At 58.2% G+C, this 15206-nt stretch carries 14 protein-coding genes; 4 read left to right on the top strand and 10 right to left on the bottom strand.

All coding sequences use genetic code 11. The features are described from left to right. The 8 genes from VGE80_RS07375 to rfbF form a co-directional block, all read right to left on the bottom strand. The coding region (locus VGE80_RS07375) for a glycosyltransferase (RefSeq protein WP_440592185.1) at nucleotides 1-835 on the bottom strand (835 nt) is incomplete at its 3' end. Then, entirely contained in the window at nucleotides 825-1838 is a 1014-nt protein-coding gene (locus VGE80_RS07370; protein ID WP_373653636.1) for a glycosyltransferase family 2 protein, read from the bottom strand. The genes VGE80_RS07370 and VGE80_RS07375, both read right to left, overlap by 11 nt. Before the next feature lie 65 nt (nucleotides 1839-1903). Then, the gene (locus VGE80_RS07365) at nucleotides 1904-3124 is read right to left on the bottom strand and encodes a class I SAM-dependent methyltransferase (protein WP_373653635.1); all 1221 of its coding nucleotides are present in this window, start codon (nucleotides 3122-3124) and stop codon (nucleotides 1904-1906) included. Beyond that, a complete protein-coding gene (locus VGE80_RS07360; RefSeq protein WP_440592184.1) occupies nucleotides 3108-4019 on the bottom strand; it encodes an NAD-dependent epimerase/dehydratase family protein in 912 nt (303 codons plus the stop codon). The genes VGE80_RS07365 and VGE80_RS07360 overlap by 17 nt, the downstream gene beginning before the upstream one ends. Nucleotides 4020-4041: 22 nt before the next feature. Then, nucleotides 4042-4584 (bottom strand): dTDP-4-dehydrorhamnose 3,5-epimerase, encoded by a 543-nt coding sequence (gene rfbC, locus VGE80_RS07355; RefSeq protein WP_373653633.1) that lies wholly within the window; start codon nucleotides 4582-4584, stop codon nucleotides 4042-4044. Between the two features lie 150 nt (nucleotides 4585-4734). Beyond that, complete coding sequence (locus VGE80_RS07350) at nucleotides 4735-6000, bottom strand: class I SAM-dependent methyltransferase (RefSeq protein ID WP_373653632.1); 1266 nt, start codon at nucleotides 5998-6000, stop codon at nucleotides 4735-4737. Continuing rightward, a complete protein-coding gene (locus VGE80_RS07345; protein ID WP_373653631.1) occupies nucleotides 5919-6971 on the bottom strand; it encodes a GDP-mannose 4,6-dehydratase in 1053 nt (350 codons plus the stop codon). Before VGE80_RS07345 ends, VGE80_RS07350 begins: the two co-directional genes overlap by 82 nt. Before the next feature lie 12 nt (nucleotides 6972-6983). Then, nucleotides 6984-7799 (bottom strand): glucose-1-phosphate cytidylyltransferase, encoded by an 816-nt coding sequence (rfbF, locus tag VGE80_RS07340; protein WP_373653630.1) that lies wholly within the window; start codon nucleotides 7797-7799, stop codon nucleotides 6984-6986. 335 nt (nucleotides 7800-8134) lie between these two features. Between rfbF and VGE80_RS07335 the strand changes: the two genes are divergently transcribed. Beyond that, nucleotides 8135-8539, top strand: a complete 405-nt coding sequence (locus VGE80_RS07335; protein WP_440592183.1) for a hypothetical protein — start codon at nucleotides 8135-8137, stop codon at nucleotides 8537-8539. 344 nt (nucleotides 8540-8883) lie between these two features. Here VGE80_RS07335 and VGE80_RS07330 read toward each other — a convergent pair whose 3' ends face one another. Next, nucleotides 8884-10140 (bottom strand): hypothetical protein, encoded by a 1257-nt coding sequence (locus tag VGE80_RS07330; RefSeq protein WP_440592182.1) that lies wholly within the window; start codon nucleotides 10138-10140, stop codon nucleotides 8884-8886. A gap of 260 nt (nucleotides 10141-10400) precedes the next feature. On the opposite strand from VGE80_RS07330, the gene VGE80_RS07325 reads away from it, so the two are divergent. The 3 genes from VGE80_RS07325 (at nucleotide 10401) to VGE80_RS07315 (ending at nucleotide 14969) form a co-directional block, all read left to right on the top strand. Next, nucleotides 10401-12050: a DUF1549 domain-containing protein gene (locus VGE80_RS07325; protein ID WP_440592181.1), complete on the top strand. Its 1650-nt coding sequence runs from the start codon at nucleotides 10401-10403 to the stop codon at nucleotides 12048-12050. A 135-nt stretch (nucleotides 12051-12185) separates the two neighbouring features. Further along, the gene (locus tag VGE80_RS07320; RefSeq protein ID WP_440592180.1) at nucleotides 12186-13448 is read left to right on the top strand and encodes a DUF1501 domain-containing protein; all 1263 of its coding nucleotides are present in this window, start codon (nucleotides 12186-12188) and stop codon (nucleotides 13446-13448) included. A gap of 432 nt (nucleotides 13449-13880) precedes the next feature. Then, entirely contained in the window at nucleotides 13881-14969 is a 1089-nt protein-coding gene (locus tag VGE80_RS07315; RefSeq protein WP_440592179.1) for a hypothetical protein, read from the top strand. A 9-nt stretch (nucleotides 14970-14978) separates the two neighbouring features. On the opposite strand, the gene VGE80_RS07310 is transcribed toward VGE80_RS07315, so the two are convergent. Beyond that, the coding region (locus tag VGE80_RS07310) for a hypothetical protein (protein ID WP_440592178.1) at nucleotides 14979-15206 on the bottom strand (228 nt) is incomplete at its 5' end.

Below are 15206 nucleotides of genomic sequence, written 5' to 3'. Positions count from 1 at the left end.
TCAGCCGCTCTTCCAGAAACAGGCGGAGGTCCGACAGGCGTTCACGCCGTCGAAGTCGCTGTTCGCACCGACGTGAAAAACTGAGCCGCTTCTGGCGATAGCGTCCGACCGGCCGACGCACTCCGCATGTCTGGCCGGGATGCAGACGATAGCGGGTCAACAGTTCGGGTGAAGCAACGCCATGATAGCCCATCAGTTCACACATGACGGACAGCCAGTGGTCATGGACCCAGGATTGAGGAATGGGTGACAGCGCGCGGATGCAGTTGGCCCTCAAGAGCATCGTCGCACCGAGAATCCGGTCGGATTGGAGCAGCAGGTGGCGGGCGCTGGAGTCGCCCTGCTGCAGAAACTCGTGCGGCGTGCAGCGGTACTGTTCCCAAAGCCGATGATGCTGCGGCTGGCCATCATTGCCGATCATCTCTGCATCGGAGCACGCGTAGCCTGCCTGCGGGTGCTGCCCCAGCAATGCCGCTAGGCGCGCCAGTTTGTCTGGTCTCCATTCATCGTCCTGATCGGATAGCGCAATGAATTCACCCGAACAGCGCTGCAGGGTCTGGTCAAAGTTTGTTCCGACACCCAGTCGCTGTGGATTCTGGAAGAACCGAACGGGGAACGGCGCGACGCGTGCGAAGTCCTCGATCAGTCGGGCTGTTGAGTCGGTCGATCCATCATCACCGACAACCAGTTCGTCGGGAAGTCGCGACTGAGAAAGGTAGCTGTCCAGTTGGGCGGGCAGGTATCGCTCGCCGTTATACGTACACAGGGCGATTGAAATGGTCCCCGACTGTCCCCGGACGGGGTGGGGCGTGTCGCGTAGGGCTTCAGGCGGCATTCAGTGACTCCTGCTTCACTTCGTTGTCGCGTGAAGTATTCATGGGGACGGTCTCTTTCGAGGGCTCGGTCAGGGCTCGGCAGCGAATCGTCTGGGCACCCATTCCCAGGACCTGGCGGATTCCCGTTTCGAGTCCGATCCAGCACCACAGGAGCGAAATTTTGGCAATCCGAATTGCGGTCTGAACAATGTTCTTGCGGCGAAGATGATGGAGATAGACGTACTTCCAGGCTTTCAAGACACCAGCCACGCGCTGGCCGGGAGGAAGTCGTTGCCAACTGAGTCGCGTCATGTGGCAGGCATCGATGCCCCACATCTGCATGGTCTGTCGATAGGTCAGCCGGCGACGTGCACGGTGGTCTGACGTGTAATAGAAGATCGCCGCTTCGTCACCCACAACCCGATTGGTCAGCAGGACGCCCCATAGCCAGATCACATCTCCTGAGAGCATGGGATACTGCTTCCACTCGGGTGCCGTTTGCTGGATCCAGTTCGTTCGGTAAAGACCGTAGAGCCACAGACAGGCTTTGAAGTGTTCTGTATAGACCTGAAGTGTCTTGTCTGGATTCTGATTTGGAGCAGCGGGGATTCGCTCCTGCTGCGTACTACCATCCCGCAGCGTCGTTTCGACCTGGCAGAGGGGCGTTGCCAGCACGGCCGCGGGGCATTCGTCGAGCTTGCGAGCGAGGACTTCCAGGTAAATGGGGGACCAGCAGTCGTCGTGAGCCGCCCACATGAAGTAGGCTCCTCGGGCCTGCTGCGTAACCCAGATAAAGTTGGCGACAGCGCCGATGTTGACCGGCTGCCGTGTCAGTCGAATGCGGGAATCGCTACAGGCGTATTCTTCAGTCACACGTCTGGTCGCTTCATCCGTGGACGCGTTGTCCGAGATGATCAGCTCAAAATTGGTATGCGTCTGAGCAAGGAGGGCATCAAGGGCGCGAGGAAGGAATTCGCCTCCGTTGTAGACGGGCATTCCGATCGAGATCAGTGGATTCGACATCAATGGGTCCTTAATGCTCGTCCCCGGCGGGACACAGCGGTGCGAGAGTGCACTTGCAGCGCGGCTCAGATTGTCGGAGCCTCGAGCTGGCCCGACTCGGACAGAACGCCATCGTGCATCAAGTCGATGATTTCCGTCGACAGGCCCAGGCTCGACAGACGTTGCGAGATTTCGTCTCGATAATTGGGGTTCAGGACGAGCACACAGGCGGGTTGCAGTTCCGACAGGCTGTCCGGGGCGATAATCGGGTGCTGACTCCCCGCGAGGTACTTCCCCTGCTTGCTGGGGTTCACATCGACGATCGCCTCGATCCAGCGATGGTCGGGGTCCACCAGATTCGCGAACGTGACGGCTTTAGCGCCCGCCCCCCAGACGACCAGCGGGCCTCTTGCGGACTCGGCCTGAATGAGTTCCCGCCAGACTCGGTTGCGTCTTGCTTCGACGTCCTTGAACCTGCGGGCGTTTTCCGGAGTCGTTCCCGGCTGCAGCGTCACTTGTGGGGTGACTGCCGCGGGCCGCGCGTGCAGCCACAGGTACTGCTCACCAAAGACGTGACGCACCGATTCCACGTGAAAGCGATTTCGTGTGAACAGAGTCGAAAGCGATGCCGCGGTGAAGAGAGAGCAATGTTCATAGAAGAAATCCCATGTCACTTCGTTCTCCAGAATCCAGTCGACGGAGGGAGTTTCGAAAAACACATGCGCTTCGGGGTTGGACTCGACGGCACTGCGCACCGCGCGAACGATTTCATTCGGTCGGGTAATGTGTTCGATCACGTGTCGACAGATGACGATATCGGCTTTGAGGTCAGCGCTGCTGGCATCGTAGAACCGCTTCTCGAACTTCAATCGTCCGTCAAGAACGACATCGGGGCCCAGATAGCTGGGATCGAAACCGTACCCGCGGGCACGGGGATCCGTTCGCAACAGACGCTTGATGAAATCCCCTTTTCCGCAGCCCACCTCGACAATCGTGGCACCGCGCATGCCGGAATCACGCAGGACTGTGCCCACAAGCTGATCGACGTATTCATTGAATGCGGGGGAATGGACTTGTGTGTTTTCGTAGTTCTGGTTGTAGCTCATCAACCGGTCGTCGAAGGCACGGTTGAAAACGAAACCGCATGTGGAGCAGACATGCATAGCGAGGCGGCCACGTTTGATCTGTGAAGCCTCTTCGGGGCTGGCCATCAGCAGGTTCTGGTGGACCGGGACCGAGGGACGATCCAGAAATAAACTGGTCGACGGGGAATCACAGACCGGACAATTCTCAGCAGGCAATGTCATGGGATTCTCCTCTGTACCATTCCAGTGTCGCGTCCAGTCCTGTTGCCAGACTGTGGGCGGGTTTCCAGCCAAGGGTATTGCAAAGACGGTTCACGTCAGCGACGACCAGCGGAGGGTCGCCCGGCGCCGACTCGATCGCACCCAGTTGAATCAAATCCCGGCGGCCCATCCGGTCGGCAAGCTGGAGCACGATCTCGCGAATCGCAACGGGCTCGCCCGAGCCGATGTTGATTGGACCCTGTACGTCACTCTCCAGCAGTGTGACGAGTGCGTCTGCGGCGTCGGCGATATGAAGGAAGTCACGCTGCTGCAGTCCGTGGGAGCAGCGGGCGGGCTGATTTCGCAGCAGCGCGTCAATCACCACACCGGGGATGCGGGATGTGTGACCGTAAGGGCCATACAGGAAGAACAGTCGTCCCCAACCCCAGCTCAGACCTGTCTGTCGCGCGTAACTCGCCAGCGACATCTGCAGCAGATGCTTGCATTGACCGTAGAACGAAGCAGGGGTGAGCGGCGTCGTCTCTTCCCGACAGACTCCGTCCTTCCAGTCATACTCGGCGCAACTGCCGGACATGACGACTCGCTGGCCGCCGTGGTCATGAAACGCCCGCAGCAGCGACTGGCTGGCGATCAGCCAATCGAAGTTCTCGTGGGCCGTCAGATAGCGTCTGGGTTCTGTGATCCAGGCGAGATGCAACAGGTGCGTTGGTTGTACCTCGCGAATCAGGCCCTTGACACTCACCGGGTCCATGAGATCAACCTGATGCAAATCTCCCAGGGAGACTGACGCAGGCCGGGTCGAGATGACGTGAATCTCGTAGCCTCGCTGACTCAAAGCTGGAAGACAGTGGCGACCTACGAAGCCACTGCCAGCGGTAACCAGAACCCGTTTCATTGCGGATCGACCTCAAAAGAAGCTACGAAACGGATGGCACATCAAAATCGGGGTACAAACGATCTCGTTCGGAGATCACGGCGGGCAATTGCGGCCACTCGATCCCGAGCGCGGGATCATCCCAGCGAACGCCACGAGCGCTCGCCGGATGAAATGGAACCGACATCTGATAGAAGACTTCTGTGGAATCGGCGCGCGTCAGAAATCCGTGAGCGATGGACGGCGGAATATATAGCATGAGTCGATTCTCGGCGGTCAACTCGATGCCGAACCAGCGGAGGTAGCTGGGGGAATCGGGACGCAGATCGACGATCACATCGAAGATGGCCCCCCTCGTACAGCGGACGATCTTCGTTTCACCATGCGGGGCGGCCTGATAGTGCATTCCTCTGAGTGTGCCGCTGCGATGGTTAAACGACAGGTTGCACTGCGAGATGCCGGTCTCCAGACCCTGCTGTTCCAGTTCCTGCTGACACCAGGTACGGGCGAAGAATCCCCGTTCGTCCTCGAGCCGTTCAGGCTCGATCACGTAGGCACCCTGGATCAATGTTTCCTGGAATTTCATAATCTCTTTGAGCAATCCCGCGGTACGAATCAAAACTGACGGACGTTCTGGGGCTGTTCTTGTGGCTTTCCTGTTTTAGAGCAGAGGGAAGGGGGCGGGGCACTGTCCGACCTTCCCGGGGTGCCACCTGGCTCAAGCGTGACACGCACTTCAAGCGACCCGTACCTCAGGAATCGGGATGATGAACTTACCCCCCTGCTGACGATAGGCTGATTGCTGCTTCAGGATTTCGTCTGCGAAGTTCCACGTCAGCAGCAGGCAATAGTCTGGTTGATCTTCGACAAGCCGCGCGGGGTCACAGATCTTCAGTCGCGTCCCGGGGGTGTAAAGTCCCTGTTTGATCGTGCTTCTGTCCACCACGTAATCGAGGACATCCGCGCCGATTCCAAAGTAATTCAGCAGGGTGCTTCCCTTTGCCGATGCCCCATATACGGCGATGCTTTTCCCCTGCGACTTCAGATCTGTCAGCAGCCCCGTCAGGCTCTGACGCAGAGACTCGACGCGAGCCCCGAATTGACCGTAGATGTCGTTGTTTCGGACCCAGGCCGCTTCTTCCTGGAGCAGTTTGGTCACGGACGGCTGTACCTGCGCGGAGGCAGAGTGAGCGGCGAAGATTCGCAACGACCCGCCGTGAATGGCCAGACGTTCGACATTCACGATCGTCAGGCCATGCTGCTGGAACAGCCGCGCTAACGCTGTGAGCGAGAAGTAACAGAGATGTTCATGATAGATCGTGTCGAATTCGACGTGGTCGATCAGATCTTTCAGATACGGAGCTTCAACGACAACGACGCCGTCCGGTTTCAGCAGGGTGGCAAACCCGGCGACGACACCGTTCAGATCGGCGACGTGAGCCAGCACGTTGTTCGCATGAATGACATCGGCCCTGTGCCCGGATCGGACAAGGTCTTCGGCGATCTGGCGCCCGAAGAATTCGCTGATGGTCCGGACCCCACGCTCGGCCTGGGCGACCCTGGCGATGTTCTGTGCGGGTTCAATGCCCAGGACCGGGACTCCCGCTTTGTGATACCACTGCAGGAGATACCCGTCGTTGCTGGCGATTTCGACGGCCAGACTCTGGGGACCGAGCTTTCGCTCTGTTCGAATCCGGTCAGCAATGGTCCGCGCGTGCGCGACCATGGTGTCGGAGAACGACGAGAAGTAAGCATATTCCCGAAACAGAATTTCCGGCGGAACGGTCTCGGTGATTTGCGCGAGAGAGCAATCGGGGCACCAGGCCAGTTCGAGTGGCCAGCAGGACTCGGCCTGATTCAGTTGGTCTTCCCGCAGCAGTGCGTTGGCCAGCGGCGTGTGACCGAGGGAGAGGATCGAGTTCAGGCCGATCTGGCCACAGATTCGACACTCCGCGTCGGTGTGGTGGGCTTTGCCGTTGGCTGCAGATAATTCGTGTACCATTCGATTGTCCTGCGGAGGCCTTCCTCCAATGTGAACAAAGGTTGCCAATTCAAGAGTTCTCGCGCTTTGCGGGCACTCAGGTATTGATGAGGAATCTCGTGACAGGCTTCGCCCAGCACCTCAGGTTCCAGGTCGGATCCCATCTGCTGCAGGACCATCTGAACAATTTCCAGCACCGACAGTTGAATCTCGGTCGACAGGTTGAATGCCGATCCCGCCAGTTCCGGGCGACGTGCGAGTTGCTCGGCGAGAAACATGTATGCGGCAGCACCGTCTTCGACATAGAAATAGTCGCGAACGAACGAACCGTCGGAGCGGATGACGGGACGTTGATTGCGGAAGACCGACCGGATCGTTCCGGGGATAATGCGATTCCAGTTCAGGTCGCCGCCGCCATAGAAATTGCCACAGCGCGTGATGATCACCGGCAGCCCGTAGGTGACAGCATACGACTGAGCGATCAGATCGCTGCAGGACTTGCTGACATCGTAGGGGTGGCGTCCTTCAAGCGGGGTCTCTTCCGTATAGGGAAGTGTCCTGGCTTCACCGTAGGCCTTGTCTGAAGAGGCGACGATAATCTGGTTCACCCGGGGTGAGCGGCGGCAGGCTTCCAGCAGCTTCCAGGTCCCACCAATGTTGGCCTCGAATGTCGAGACGGGATTGCGGTTCGCGATTCCGACGATCGTCTGGGCAGCCAGATGGATCACCGTGCTGATTTCAAATTCTCCGAGAGCCCGTTCGATCAGCGACTGGTCGCACAGATCGCCGCTGACGACGGTCACGCGATCGATCATGCGACTTTGATAGAGCTCGGAATGCGGAGTCCAGTCACGGACCAGACAGACGACATCCGCCTCGGCTTCCAGCAACCGCCGAATCAGCCAGCCGCCGACGAGTCCTGTCGCACCCGTCACGAAGACGCGTCGATCTCGCCAGAATGATTTGTCAAAACGGTTGACGCTATGAATCATGAGATTGTCCGATCACGCCGCTTTCGGGTGTAGTTTGATCACGGGAGGCGGGGCTGCCTGATCCCAGGTATTCCACGGCGGATTACCGCTTTGCCAGAGTTGCTCGAGGTAGTGCTTGTCTCGCAACGTATCCATGCACTGCCAGAAACCTTCGTGCTCGAACGCCGCCAGTTGCCCGTCCGCCGCTACGCGATTGAGCGCGTCGATTTCCAGGCTTTCTGCGTCGTTCGCCAGGTAGTCGAAAATGGCCGGTTCAAATACCAGAAAGCCACCGTTGATCCAGCCTTCCCCTTTGACCGATTTCTCGGTGAAGCAGTTGACGACACCATCTTCGATGGTCAGTCCGCCAAACCGAGCGGGGGGGCGAACCGCGGTCACAGTGGCGATTTTTCCCATGCGGCGATGAAAGGCGAGAAGTTCGTTGATGTCGACGTTACAGACCCCGTCGCCGTAAGTCATCATGAAGGTGTCGTCCGCCAGCCAGCGACGTAAACGAAGAAGTCGTCCGCCGGTCATTGTCTGGATGCCGGTATCGATCAGATTCACGCACCAGCGGTCAACTTCGACTTCGGACCGTTTGACGGAACTTTTCATGAAGTCGATCGAGAGGTTTCCCGCGAGATTATAGCGATCAAGAAAGTAGTTCTTGATGAAGTCGCCCATATAACCCAGGGCAAGATAGAAGTCATTGCACCCAAAGTGGGCGTAGTGCTTCATGATGTGCCAGAGAATTGGTTTACCACCAATTTCGACCATCGGTTTTGGACGGGTCGTCGTTTCCTCTTGAAGACGAGTCCCCATACCTCCGGCGAGAATCACGACTCGCATTATTTGCCCCGTACAAATCCATTTGGGAGCGGATCAGATTCATCGATGAATCTGGACCAGGATGTCTCACGATTGTCGTTTTGACAATTTCCCCGAGACAAGTCGGCTGCGGAATGTAAGAGTGGCCTCCCACAGTGTCAAGATCATCCAAAGTTGAAAAACTCCTCGATTGAACGCGTGATTGAGGTCCGCGAGTGCTGAATTTCCGACAAATCGGCGTCGTGGAAGGTGATGGAAGCGGCACAATTTGCCGGTTTGCACGGGGATTGAATAAATTCCCGCAGCGTGTTATTCCCACGTAGGGGGCTTTCAACCTGGCCAGAGGAAGGCGGACGATGCGCGAGTCATTTAGTCAGTCACGAATGAATCGATGCATTCGTATTCAGCAGGAAATTTTGTCGAACTGGCAGGAGACAACTGTCCTGGATTGCACGATCCGGGCGACGGAACCGATCGCAGGTCTCCCGCTGTCGGAACTGCGTCATCAGTACTTTGCGGTCGGATTCGGGACGAACCTGACCGATCTGCCATTCACCGATATGCTGGTGGTCTATTCGATGATCGTGCAGGCGGTGGCGGCACTTCGAGCGAAGGTGGCATCGAACGAAAAGGCGGGAAGGATTCAGTTGCGGATCACTACGGACTTCCCCGACCAAGATGCCGCTCTCATGCTGTCACAGATGAAGATCGAAACACCGTTTGATGAATCACCGTTTCTGGAGTTCGCTCCACCGGAATGAGAACCGGGAACGGCAACTGGCCGATCATATCACTTGACCCCGACGTGGCTGGACAGAGGGAGAAGCGGCCTGCCGACAGGCCGGACCATGGTCAGCTTTGCTTCAACCACCGCCGCCTGCGTGAACTGGAGCATGACACTCAAGGGGGCCGGGGTCTCATCCCTAATCGTCTCGAACCATTCTTCTCTTCACAATTTTAGATTTGGCCACCTGCTCGTCCCGTGGTCTGTAACGCAGGACAAGCGTTGCAGAGCAATCGCGGATATTGCACACGAATGTCCGCAAGTGTCGATGTGGTGGTCAGACGAGATGGGAGAACTCGCCGGTGAGTGAAATGGATACGGCTAGAAGGGCCAGGGGAGCAGGATGCCGTGATGTTGGAAGAGTACGGCTCGGCCCGCGGCTCCGATGGCGGGGGTAAAGAAGAGAACGAAGACGTAGAATCCCAGCAGAGGGATGAGCAATAGTGACAGGCTCCATCGCAGAACGAGCCAGGCACGTTGCTGGACTTGTGTCGCTCGAGCGTAGGCCCAGCCGATCAGGATCTTCGCCGGATAAATTGTCGCGATGAAGATGGGCGTCAGCAACCAGTAAACATCCTGGGGAAGTGCGGCGATCTTGAAGAGATACAGCGGCAGGGAAAGAGCGTAGAGCATCACGAGCGAGAGAAACATGACGAGTGGTGCATGGCGGTAAAGTTCGCGAATTGCACGCAGTTCGAACATGGCACGTGAGCGGTTTTCTGCTGCAAAGCGCGCTTGCAGAAACGGTACCCAGCTCAGCACGACGAGCAGGATGAGACCTCCCAATAGCATGAGGATCACTTGTCCGGGCTTGGATGTGTCACGCAGCGATGCAAAGAGTGCTGTGGGAACGGCCAGCCATGCGAATGCCAGAGCGAAGCCTCTTGCCCCCAGCCAGAAGTGATACCGTAGCCCCAGAGCTGCGATGAATTCGTACACCGTATTTCCGGCCAGGCGAAGATAATCACCCTGCCGCCACCGTTTCCAGAGCCACAGTCCGTTCAGGGGGGTAGGCCAGAAGAAGAGCGACAAACGCCCACCACGAGCGATTGCCAGTGTCAGATGAACTGACACAAACGCAGAGAAGGCGACCAGACCGATCTGCCAGGCGGCAGCGACCGGTGAAGCGGGGGCGATCAGCCTGGCATCACTTGCGGCATCCCCGACAAAGCGAACCGCCCACCACCAGAACCCGAGGCCCGCCGCGATGGAGCCGAGTTTCGGCGCTAAGGGGAGCAAGGGGAACGCGTTCCGGAGCTTACCCGTTCTCGCGACACGCCCTTCGGCGTCGAGCAGATATCCCAGCGCCAGAAAATTCACGATCGGAATCGCCGCCAGAGCGGCCAGGAACAGAACGAGGCTGACCAGGCCGAATCCGAGTTCCCAGACCCAATACGCCGCTTTCAGCGGGTGTCTCAGGGGATGAGGGAAGGGCCGCAAATGATGAAAGTCAGGGGATGGATCAGCGGGTGCCGGAGCCAATTCGCTCGGTACGGTCGTGTGCTCAGCGGTGTCGCTCGTGAACTCCTCGAGTGGAGCACCGACCTGTTCCAGTACGTGGGGTGCGGATTCATGCACAACGACATCCTCAAGGTTTTTCTGCGGGCGACAGATTCTACCCTGTTAGAATGGGAACGGTTGCATGGGGGGCGTGAAACTTTCCGATGGGGCCAAAGGTATTTCAGAAAGGACGACGAGGTCTGGGACCAACCACAAAGCGTCTGTCAGGAACTCATCTTGTTGAACTGGTGATGATGGGATCTCGTTGCGCGACGAGTTCGACTGATCGAGATGACCGGCTAAAGCCAGACACAGACGCCTAACGTGAGACGAATATCGTGACGAACGTTCGCTCAAACTGGGGACCGACGCTGGCGCCGCTGATGGTGGTCGCCGGCCTTGTTGTGCTTGTTGTCTCGGCTGCCAGAAGTTCGAGTATTCCGGCACGGCCCACGATGCCTGCGGCGGTGACGTCGGATATCAGTTCCATCGTGGCGCAAGTCGACCAGCTCTTCGCGGATCAATGGCGTGAAGCGAAGATTGAACCCGCGCTGCCGGCGGACGAGTTGGCTCTCTTTCGACGACTGTCGCTGGTGCTGCACGGAACGGCCCCGTCACTCGAGGAAATCCGGCGATTTGAGACCGATTATGGGAGTGACCGGATTGCGCGATGGACGGCGGAAATGCTGGCCGACCGACGCTTCGCAAACTATTTCACGCGAAGGTTCTCGCGGTTTCTGGTGGGGGCGGAAGAGGGGCAGGTGCTTGTCTTTCGTCGAGACCGCTTCTGGGCATGGATGAGCGATCAACTGCATGCGAATCGCCCCTACGACGAGATTGTGCGGGCCATGATCTCGGAACGAGGTCTCTGGACGGACAAGCCGGAAGTCAACTTCGTGGCGGCGGTCGTGAATGAAGGTGTCGTCGACCACAACAAACTGGCTGGACGAACGGCGCGTGCTTTCCTGGGGCAGCGAATCGACTGTGCTGAGTGTCACAACCATCCGTTTGCCAACTGGAAGCAGTCGCAGTTTGAAGGTCTCGCAGCGTGCTATGGTGAGCTGAATATCTCGCCTGTGGGCGTCGAGGATAATCAGGTCGACAAAACGGTGGCACCCTATCGCTTGCAGGATCGAGTCACATTAAACGACAGGGACGTGGTACCCGCTGTCCCCTATCACGAAGAGTGGATGCCATCAGAGGGGACGACGCGAGCACGGCTCGCCGCCTGGGTGACTCATCCAGCGAATCGTCGATTCGACCGCGCGATTGTGAACCGCGTCTGGGGGCTAATGTTTGGCAAGCCGTGGATTCAGCCAGTCGATGATCTGCCTGATCCCGGTGATGAGCATCCTGTCCCGACAGATTTGCTCGACGTGCTGGGGGCCGACTTCCGTGTCCACGGCTGCGACTTGAAACGTCTGATTACTGTCATCGCTGCATCGCGTCCGTTTCGACTTTCCTCGCAACACCCTTCGTTTGAAACAGGGGAAAATGTCGAACTCATCGAGCATGTCTGGGGAGCGTTTCCGATCAGTCGGTTACGTCCCGAACAGGTGATTGGTGCAATGCTGCAGGCCTCGTCCATCAAGACGCTGGACCACAACTCACACTGGACGATGCGTGCCATTCGGTTCTTCAAAGAACTCGATTTCGTTAAAGAGTATGGTGATCTTGGTGATGAAGAACTGACCGAGCGAGCGGGAACGATTCCTCAGGCGCTGCTGCGCATGAATAGTGAGTTTGCGGCGGAGTGGTCCAAGAGCACGATCTTTAGTGCCGCAGGTCGGATTGCGGGCATGGCCCCCAATGACGAATCCTGTTTGGATAACTGTTTTCTGATTTGCTTAACGCGTCATCCCACGGCCGAAGAACGGGCCACATTGATCCCGCAACTGGAAGGAACCAAAGGTGACGACCGCGCCTATGTCGTAGAGGATCTCTTCTGGACACTGTTCAATTCGCCTGAGTTCTGCTGGGGGCACTGAGGCAGGTCTGTGTGGCTTCGGCGAATCGACCGGTCGGAATGGGCACTTTGTTCGTCCGAGCTGTCTGCTTTCACGGCTAATCCTTTTACCCACATCCGGACCTCTGACACGAGGGAAGGAACAGGATCATTTCGAATGTCTGACCAACCTTCTCGACGGCACTTTTTGCGGCTGATGGCATCCGCCTGCGGGCTGTCGTTCGCCGTGCCCGGATTGGATTTGCGTGCGGCGGACCAGCGCGGGGATGAGCGGGCGAAATCCTTTCTCACGATCTGGCTGGGGGGTGGGCCAAGTCAACTGGAGACATGGGATCCTCACCCGGGGACGCGAATCGGCGGGGATGTCACCGCCATACCGACGACCATTCCGGGTGTCGAGATCGCGAATCTGTATCCGCAGGTGGCGGAACAATTACACCACGTGTCGTTGATCCGGTCGCTCGTCTCCAAAGAAGGTGACCACGAGCGGGCGTCGTACATGCTTCACACGGGATATCGACCGGAACCGACGCTCGTCCATCCGAGTATCGGCTCGATCGCCATCCATGAACGGCCCAGTGATGGGGTTGAGATTCCGCAGTTCGTGGCCCTCGGTGCGGCCGAATTTCCTCCGCGCGGTGGTTTCCTCGGAGACAGGTTCGACGCTTACCGTGTCTTCAACCCTGGCGAAACGGGCCAGAATATCAAGCCGCTCGTCAGTCAGGAACGTCAGGGGCGGCGACTGGCCAATCTCGAACTGATTTCAAAATCCTTCGAGCGAGGTCGCAGGGCGAAGGCCGAGCAGACGCTGCACCAGCACACCGTTGATGCGGCGCTGCGCATGATGACCTCAGAACAGCTCAAAGCCTTTTCCATCGAGTCTGAACCGGCGGAACTGCGCGCTGCCTACGGCGATTCCCCGTTCGGACGTGGCTGTCTGGTTGCACGTCGACTGCTGGAAGTCGGTGTTCGGTCGATCGAAGTTTCACTGTCAGGGTTCGATTCTCATGCGAATAATCACGAGGTACAGGCGGCTCGGGCCCGGACTCTCGATCCCGCACTTGCGACTTTGCTGAAGGACCTTGTCGAGCGGGATCTGCTCCAGTCGACGATTGTACTCGTGACCGGCGAGTTTGGTCGGACTCCGACGATCAACCCGCTGGGCGGACGAGACCACTGGCCGAGTGGATTTTCGTGTCTGGTCGGCGGGGGAGGACTCCGCAAGGGAGGGCTGATCGGAGCAACTGACCCCCATGGCGATGAAACGCGTCCAGAAGACCCGATTGAAGTTGCAGACCTTTACGCGACGATTCTTGGACGTCTGGGTGTCGATTATGAAAAGGAAGTCATTACTCCCATTGGGCGTCCCATGAAGCTTTGCTCGGGACGACCGATTGAGCGGCTGATCGCAGGGACGTGACGATTTGCCGAGCTCTGTACCACTGGCTGATCCTGTTGCGTCGACACGCCCTGGTGTCTCGGGCCGGGCATCGCCCTCGGGAAGGCGTGTGGCAGACCCCTTTGCCTGTCACGCAGATGTGAACTAGGAAGTCAGTTCTTCCTCTTCAGTCAGAATTCGTAGAAACAGTGGCACAATGGAAGACGGCGCTGTGCGATGTGCCGGAAGACCACTTGTTCCCAAGCGGCTGCTTCCTGTGCGGATTGAAGACGGACAGAGATCAGAGTACCGTGTTCCTCTGCCTCCTAAATCGTGAGATCACCGAAGACGGCTTGTGGTTCTTTCGACTTCTGATGATCTGCCAGCGGTCTTGTGAGAAGGCCGCCAATTGCGGTTGAAGTCCGTGGGCGCCCCGTGATGAGGCACGCAGGCCTCTTGCGATAGTGAGTCACCGTGCCGATCAAATTCCGCTGTAACTACTGTCATCAGTTTCTGGGAATCTCTCGAGCCCAGGCAGGGGGGCTCGTCGACTGTCCGACGTGCGGCCAGTCCATCCGCGTTCCCGTGGCGGAGGGGACCGTTGCCCCGGTCGAGGCGCCTGTCCTCGATCAGGAAGATGCTCATCTGGCACGGGCACTCGACGAGTTGGCGAGATTGGTAGACCTTCCTGCCGAGCAGGTTGTTCCGGTACGCTCGGCCTCAGCGGATCCACTGGATGATGGCTCTGCCGAGCATCAGATTCCTCAGCCGCTGCCCGAACCGATTCCCATCGAAGTTCCACTCCCTCCGACGCCGGTCGTGATTGCTCCTCCCGTCAATGCGTCACTTTCGCCCGGCTCGGCAGTGGACGTCGCCAGTGAACGAGGGCTACTGGAAGAACTGGCGGTCCTGTCAGCTCAGGCTGGTGCCTCTACGGGACAGCCCGACCTGTCTTCGGACGAACACCGGACATTGCCACTCACGTCGCGGCCGAATGCCGCACCGCTAAGGTCGGTGCTGATCTGTGCCGCGCTATTCGTGGCGGGAATGTTGACGGAGCGGTTCGTGAGAATCCTTGAAGTTGGCTGGCCAACTTCAAGGGGAGTTGTGACATCGCAGACGGACCCGCTTCCTGAGAGCGAGTTGACCGGACGCATTCTGTATAAGACCGCCGAAGGAGGCAGTCAGCCGGATCGGGGAGCGCGGCTGATTCTCTTTCCGGCTGAACGGGTGGGGACCGTCAAACTCTCTTCCGTCGGGTTTCGGCCCGCCGACAGTCCGGCCGATCAAGGGGTTGCAGATGCGGCGATCAAGGCGCTGGGAGGAACCGCGGCGACCACGGACGAGCGGGGGGAATTTCGCGTGGAGGTTGAGGCGGGAGCCTACCAGTTACTGATCCTGTCTCACTTTCAGCCACGTTCAGAAGGTGAAGTCAATCCTACGCTCGAAAAGCTTTTGCAGGAATACTTTGACAGGCCTGCTGAGGTGCTGGGACGGGTTCAATTTCAGTTTTCGCCCATCCGGATCAAAGGGGCCGGCGACCAGTGGGACCACTCTTTCTAGGTCCCGGATCTATCGGGGTTCGAGCGGTGGCTGAGGCAGGATCTCATTCCGTTCGGGTGCAATCCCGTTTTGCGGTCGAGCATGCGGTGAGGTTTGTTTGCTGAGGGATGTCTGAGTCTGTGTTATTCTTTCCTGCTGTAGTCCAATCGAGGATTGGATGGATTCGGCACCGAGATCGCAATGGAGGGCGGTCGAATGGGAGGGATTTCCTTGGACGGTCGGGATGGTGAGTTTATT

The sequence above is a fragment of the Schlesneria sp. genome (assembly GCF_036405755.1).
Lineage (GTDB): Bacteria > Planctomycetota > Planctomycetia > Planctomycetales > Planctomycetaceae > Schlesneria > Schlesneria sphaerica.
This window is presented reverse-complemented; position numbering and strand designations above follow the sequence as displayed.

Coding starts and splice junctions, on each gene's coding strand:
- VGE80_RS07370 (WP_373653636.1), bottom strand. CDS start 1,838: ATGTCGAATCCACTGATCTCGATCGGAATGCCCGTCTACAACGGAGGC.
- VGE80_RS07365 (WP_373653635.1), bottom strand. CDS start 3,124: ATGACATTGCCTGCTGAGAATTGTCCGGTCTGTGATTCCCCGTCGACC.
- VGE80_RS07360 (WP_440592184.1), bottom strand. CDS start 4,019: ATGAAACGGGTTCTGGTTACCGCTGGCAGTGGCTTCGTAGGTCGCCAC.
- rfbC (WP_373653633.1), bottom strand. CDS start 4,584: ATGAAATTCCAGGAAACATTGATCCAGGGTGCCTACGTGATCGAGCCT.
- VGE80_RS07350 (WP_373653632.1), bottom strand. CDS start 6,000: ATGGTACACGAATTATCTGCAGCCAACGGCAAAGCCCACCACACCGAC.
- VGE80_RS07345 (WP_373653631.1), bottom strand. CDS start 6,971: ATGATTCATAGCGTCAACCGTTTTGACAAATCATTCTGGCGAGATCGA.
- rfbF (WP_373653630.1), bottom strand. CDS start 7,799: ATGCGAGTCGTGATTCTCGCCGGAGGTATGGGGACTCGTCTTCAAGAG.
- VGE80_RS07335 (WP_440592183.1), top strand. CDS start 8,135: ATGCGCGAGTCATTTAGTCAGTCACGAATGAATCGATGCATTCGTATT.
- VGE80_RS07320 (WP_440592180.1), top strand. CDS start 12,186: ATGTCTGACCAACCTTCTCGACGGCACTTTTTGCGGCTGATGGCATCC.